At 40.5% G+C, this 6,085-nt stretch carries 5 protein-coding genes; 2 read left to right on the top strand and 3 right to left on the bottom strand.

From position 1 onward, the window contains the following. The first annotated feature begins 346 nt into the window (after positions 1–346). The gene (locus PR699_RS15640; RefSeq protein ID WP_272577858.1) at positions 347–775 is read left to right on the top strand and encodes a hypothetical protein; all 429 of its coding nucleotides are present in this window, start codon (positions 347–349) and stop codon (positions 773–775) included. A gap of 79 nt (positions 776–854) precedes the next feature. On the opposite strand, the gene actP is transcribed toward PR699_RS15640, so the two are convergent. The 3 genes from actP to acs all read right to left on the bottom strand — a co-directional run bounded on the left by actP (position 855) and on the right by acs (position 4,835). Beyond that, positions 855–2,504, bottom strand: coding sequence for a cation/acetate symporter ActP (actP, locus tag PR699_RS15635; RefSeq protein WP_004916106.1), 1,650 nt, complete (start codon positions 2,502–2,504; stop codon positions 855–857). Continuing rightward, a complete protein-coding gene (locus PR699_RS15630) occupies positions 2,501–2,812 on the bottom strand; it encodes a DUF485 domain-containing protein (RefSeq protein ID WP_004916081.1) in 312 nt (103 codons plus the stop codon). The genes actP and PR699_RS15630 overlap by 4 nt, the downstream gene beginning before the upstream one ends. A gap of 67 nt (positions 2,813–2,879) precedes the next feature. Then, entirely contained in the window at positions 2,880–4,835 is a 1,956-nt protein-coding gene (gene acs, locus PR699_RS15625; RefSeq protein WP_004916080.1) for an acetate--CoA ligase, read from the bottom strand. A 423-nt stretch (positions 4,836–5,258) separates the two neighbouring features. Here acs and sodA point away from each other — a divergent pair, with 423 nt between their 5' ends. Beyond that, positions 5,259–5,885: a superoxide dismutase [Mn] gene (sodA, locus tag PR699_RS15620; RefSeq protein WP_014657135.1), complete on the top strand. Its 627-nt coding sequence runs from the start codon at positions 5,259–5,261 to the stop codon at positions 5,883–5,885. The last annotated feature ends 200 nt before the right edge of the window (positions 5,886–6,085 follow it).

The raw sequence follows: 6,085 nt of genomic DNA, 5'->3' as shown, positions 1-6,085 counted from the left end.
AAAAAGGTAATGAGCATCGATAAGCAAGCTTTATAACTTTAATAATTAATTTTTTATAAATTAATTTGTTTAAATGTTAAATAAAATCCGTTTAAGTTAGATCATTTTTCAACTTTACTTTTAATATCAATAGATAGGCCATAAACACGGTTTTGTGATCATCGGGTTTGTTGTTCTATATCTTCTATTTACCTACTCTTCTTAAGATACTTTCCCATTAAAATAGATAACAAATGTTAAATTGATGTTGCAAAAAGTTAAACATATACTATCAATAAGTAACTTAATTAGATGTTATGAATGATTTTTACACACGATAATGCGCTTGTTTATCAAGGTGAATATAATGAAGAATATAAAATCTGTTAATAGCCAAATATTTAGGGATATTGTTGCCGTTAATAAGCAAAAGGAACACGAATTCAACAATGGTCAAGATGGGGCAATTATCTTATCTCTGCTGGTGATGTTTTTTACGCCTTTCTTACTACTGAATGAGGCTCGCCAGCTTCTACACATAGATTACAGTTTTGCTGCTATGGCTGGTATAGCAGTGGTTAGTTTTGTATTGGCGGGGATCCTCTATAAGGCATTTAATATTAGCCAGAAATTTGCGAACAAAGAAATATCGCTAAATATATTATTATCAATGTATGTACCTAATAACAAATCTGAGTTCGAGAACTTTAAAGTCGAAGTAAAAAACCAACCAGCACGCTTTTTTGAGTTAGTTGATGAGTGGGTAAACACTGAAAAAATGACTTATGCGAGATAACGTGGTTTTATACAGATTAAAAAAGCGGCTTATTAAGAGCCGCTTTTTTTATGTTTCTTTCTAGAGGTAATATTAAGGGTTAGTGAGATTTACCTTGCTCAATACCTAAGCCAATTTGTGAACGTACAAATTGCTCTCTAAAGCGTTCTCTCTCGAATTTGCCTCTTTCTGAGTTATCTGTGATAGAGAATAACCAAGAAGCGACAAATGCCACTATCATCGAGAAGAATGCAGGATACTCATAAGGATAGATAGGTTTCTCATGATGTAAGATGCTTACCCAAATAGTTGGCCCTAATATCATCAGCACAACGGCGGTAATAAGTCCTAACCATCCGCCTGCTAAGGCACCACGTGTTGTTAATTTCTTCCAATACATCGATAACAGGATGATAGGGAAGTTACAGCTTGCAGCGATAGAGAATGCGAGGCCTACCATGAAGGCGATATTTTGGTTTTCGAACAAAATACCTAACCCGATAGCAACAAAGCCTAAGATCACTACCGTAATTTTGGATACACGTAACTCCTCTTTTTCATTTGCCTTACCGTCTTTGATTGCCATGGCATAAAGGTCATGGGAAACCGCTGAGGCGCCGGCGAGTGTTAGCCCCGCAACAACAGCTAATATCGTGGCGAAAGCAACAGCAGAAATAAAGCCAAGGAAGAAGTTCCCTCCGACGGCATCTGCAAGGTGTACGGCGGCCATGTTTGTTCCACCGATCAATTTGCCTGCTGCATCTTTAAAGTCAGGGTTTGCACTAACAAGAACAATCGCACCAAAACCGATAATGAAAGTTAAAATATAGAAGTAGCCAATGAAACCTGTTGCATAGAACACACTCTTACGAGCTTCTTTCGCGTCACTGACCGTAAAGAAACGCATAATGATATGAGGTAGCCCTGCTGTACCAAACATCAGCGCTAGCCCAAGTGATAAAGCCGATATAGGATCTGAAACTAATCCTCCTGGGCTCATAATGGCAATGCCATTTTTATGTACTTCGACGGCTTCTTTAAATAGGGTATTGAAATTGAAACCAACATGTTTCATGACCATTACGGCCATAAATGTTGCGCCTGCTAATAAGAGAATTGCTTTGATGATTTGTACCCATGTAGTGGCTAACATTCCACCAAATAGGACGTATAACACCATCAAAATACCTACAATTACGACGGCAACATGGTAATTAAGACCAAACAGTAGTTCGATCAACTTCCCTGCACCAACCATTTGTGCAATGAGGTAGAGTGCAACGACAACAAGAGAGCCAACGGCAGACAGTATCCGTATTGGTCTTTGTTTTAATCGATATGACGCAACATCGGCGAAGGTATAACGACCGAGGTTACGTAAGCGTTCTGCAATTAAGAAAAGAATAATAGGCCAGCCAATTAAGAAGCCGATGGAGTAGATCAAGCCATCATAACCGGAGGTGTAAACCAGTGCTGAAATACCTAAGAATGAGGCTGCGGACATAAAGTCACCCGCAATGGCCATCCCATTTTGAAAACCTGTAATTTTACCGCCTGCGGTGTAGTAGTCTGAGCGAGAACGTGTTCTTTTAGATGCCCAATAAGTAATATAGAGAGTAAACCCGACGAATAACAAGAACATGATAATGGCTTGAATATTCACAGGTTGCCGCTCGACATCCCCTGTCAGTGCATCAGAAAATGCGGCTGAAGAGGCGAAAAGTAAGATGAGAGGAAGGAGTTTTATCATTTTTGCACCTCTTTTAAGATTTCAGCCGTTAAACGGTCGTATTCACCATTTGCCCGAATAACATATAGGCCAGTTAATAAGAAAGAGATGACAATCAATCCTACACCAATAGGTATACCTCGTGTGATATAGGATCCTTCACTAATCGGCGTTCCAAGCCAACTTGGGTTAAAAGCAATAAGAAAGATAAAACCGACATACAATATTAATGTGATAGCTGACAACAACCATGAAAATCGACCGCGTTTCCTTACCAATTCTTTAAAGCGAGGGTTATTCTCTACCTCTTGATAAGCAGTAGCATTCATCAGAGTTCTCCTCTGTTATCGTCTTATTGGAATGTATGTAAGGTCGCCATAAAGGCGACCTTCAGGCTTATGACATACTCATTGATTGTTTTTCTTCGAGTAGTTTTTCGACAACGCCAGGATCTGCCAGTGTGGAAGTATCTCCTAAGTTACTAGTATCTCCTGAGGCAATTTTACGTAGGATACGGCGCATGATCTTACCGGAGCGGGTTTTAGGTAAAGAGTCCGTCCAGTGTAGAACATCAGGTGTTGCAATTGGACCGATTTCTTTTCGAACCCAATTACGAACTTCGGTATATAGCTCAGGTGAAGGCTCTTCCCCCGAAATTAAGGTGACATAAGCATAGATAGCTTGCCCCTTAATATTATGAGGAATACCAACAACGGCTGCTTCTGCAATTTTTGGGTGTGCAACTAATGCAGATTCAATTTCAGCAGTACCTAGGCGGTGACCGGAAATATTTAATACATCATCAACACGGCCCGTGATCCAGAAATAGCCATCTTCATCGCGGCGAGCACCATCGCCACTGAAATACATACCTTTAAAAGTAGAAAAGTAGGTTTGCTCAAAACGCTCGTGGTCACCAAATAAGGTACGTGCTTGACCAGGCCATGAATCAACAATGACGAGGTTACCCTCTGTTGCACCTTCTAATGGTTCCCCAAGATTATCAACAAGAGCAGGACGAACCCCGAAGAAAGGTAACGTTGCTGAGCCTGGTTTTAGCATGGTCGCTCCCGGTAGCGGAGTGATCATAAAGCCGCCAGTTTCTGTTTGCCACCATGTATCAACAATTGGGCAACGACTATCACCAATCTTCTTATAGAACCATTCCCATGCTTCAGGGTTGATAGGTTCACCAACGGATCCTAGGATACGCAACGAGCTACGGTTGGTGCCTTCAATGGCTTTATCACCTTCAGCCATTAGGGCGCGGATAGCAGTCGGCGCGGTATACAGGATATTGACTTGGTGCTTATCGACCACTTGGCTCATGCGATTGACCGCAGGGTAGTTAGGCACGCCTTCAAACATCAATGTCTTGGCACCATTAGATAGAGGGCCATATAACAAATAGCTGTGACCCGTTACCCAGCCAACATCGGCAGTACACCAATACACTTCACCGGGATGGTAGTCGAAAGTATATTTAAAGGTGAGTGTTGCATAGACTAAATAACCGCCAGTAGTATGCAGTACACCTTTTGGTTTACCTGTTGAGCCTGAAGTATACAGAATGAATAATGGGTCTTCTGCGTTCATTTCTTCAGGTGGGCAGTCGGCGCTGACGCCATCAATCACATCGTGCCACCATAAGTCACGCCCTTCTACCCAGCTTGGAACATTCCCAGTACGACGGTAGACAATGACATTCTTAACGGTGGTGACATTGGCATTGGTTAATGCGTCATCAACGTTTTTCTTGAGAGGTATTGAGCGGCCAGCACGTAGGCCTTCATCGGCTGTAATAATCAGTTTTGCTTTACAGTCGATAACACGACCCGATACCGCTTCTGGAGAGAAGCCAGCAAAGATAACAGTATGAATTGCCCCAATGCGAGCACAAGCTAACATTGCGACGGCAGCTTCAACCACCATTGGCATGTAAATCGCGACAACATCGCCTTTACGAATACCATGTTGTTTTAATACGTTAGCGAACTGACTAACATCATGATGCAGTTCACGGTAAGTGACATTTTTTGATTGAGAAGGGTCATCACCTTCCCATATGATTGCGGTTTGATCGCCCTTATCTGCCAGATGACGATCTAAACAGTTAGCGCTTAAGTTAAGGGTGCCATCTTCAAACCAGCGAATGCTGATATGGCCAGGATCGAAGGAGGTGTTTTTTACTCGGGTATACGGCTTAATCCAATCAACAACCTTTCCTTTCTCCCCCCAAAACGTTTCAGGGTCTTGAATAGAGAGTTGATACTCATTGTTGTACTGTTGCTCGTTTATCAGGGCATTTTCTGCAATTTCAGCAGTAACGGGATGCTTAGTTATTTGAGTCATATTTTTATCTCCTTGCAGATGTTAATACTATGTCAAAAAATGGTTAACTAAAGCAGGAAATATAAATTTGTTTTTCTTTTGAGCGGGAGATCACGTATTAATTGTAATGGATTTAACAGGATTATCATTTGATGCGAAATCGTCAATTAGATTAATCATCTGATTATCTGTATAAGGGTAGAATTAAAGAAAAACAAAGCAGGGCGATATTGGTATTAGTTGCTAAATAAATCAACAATGATAGTTGATGAGAAAGACCATATAAATATCATGGGTTTGATAATGATTTTCATTAACAGTAAAATAACTATAATTGATACCGACTCACAAGGTGTGAAGTTTCTGAAGTGTATACCCTATGTGTCTTGGCATTGAGTGAGAGATATAGAGGTATATGTCAATAAGTCACTGGAGACAAATACAATGAGCTATACATTACCTGCTTTACCTTATGCTTATGATGCGCTGGAACCTCATTTCGATAAGCAAACAATGGAAATCCATCACACCAAGCATCATCAAACCTACGTTAACAACACTAACACTGCGTTAGAAAAATTACCTGAACTGGCTAACCTAGACATTGATGATCTGATCCAACAATTGGATAAAGTTCCTGCTGATCAACGTACTTTTGTTCGTAACAATGCTGGTGGTCACTCAAACCACAGCCTGTTCTGGAAAGGCCTAAAATTAGGTACTGAACTAAGCGGTGATCTGAAAGCAGCTATCGAGCGTGATTTTGGTAGTGTTGACGCTTTCAAAGAACAATTTGAGAAAGCAGCAGCTTCTCGTTTTGGTTCTGGCTGGGCATGGCTAGTTCTAAAAGATGACGGTAAGCTAGCGGTTGTTTCTACAGCTAACCAAGACAGCCCTCTGATGGGTGAAGCGATTTCTGGTACTTCAGGTTATCCAATTATTGGTCTTGATGTTTGGGAACACGCTTATTATCTGAAATATCAAAACCGTCGTCCTGACTACATCAAAGCATTCTGGTCAGTCGTTAACTGGGATGAAGCTGCAAAACGTTTTGCAGAAAAAACTAAATAATTCATTAAATTAAATGATAATTAGATGGGCGTAACCCTTTTGGGGTTGCGCTTTTTTTATGCCTCTCTTTTTCTTTTTTCTATTAATCTCAGCTTTGTCTCGTTTTAATATCTTGTGTTTTGTTCATAATGTGTCTCATAAGTACAAAAAACAGATTGATATTCTATCCAGTAATAATTCAATAAAGTGAATGATAAGGG

This window comes from Providencia sp. PROV268 (assembly GCF_028477805.1).
Taxonomy (GTDB): Bacteria; Pseudomonadota; Gammaproteobacteria; order Enterobacterales; family Enterobacteriaceae; genus Providencia; species Providencia stuartii.
This window is presented reverse-complemented; position numbering and strand designations above follow the sequence as displayed.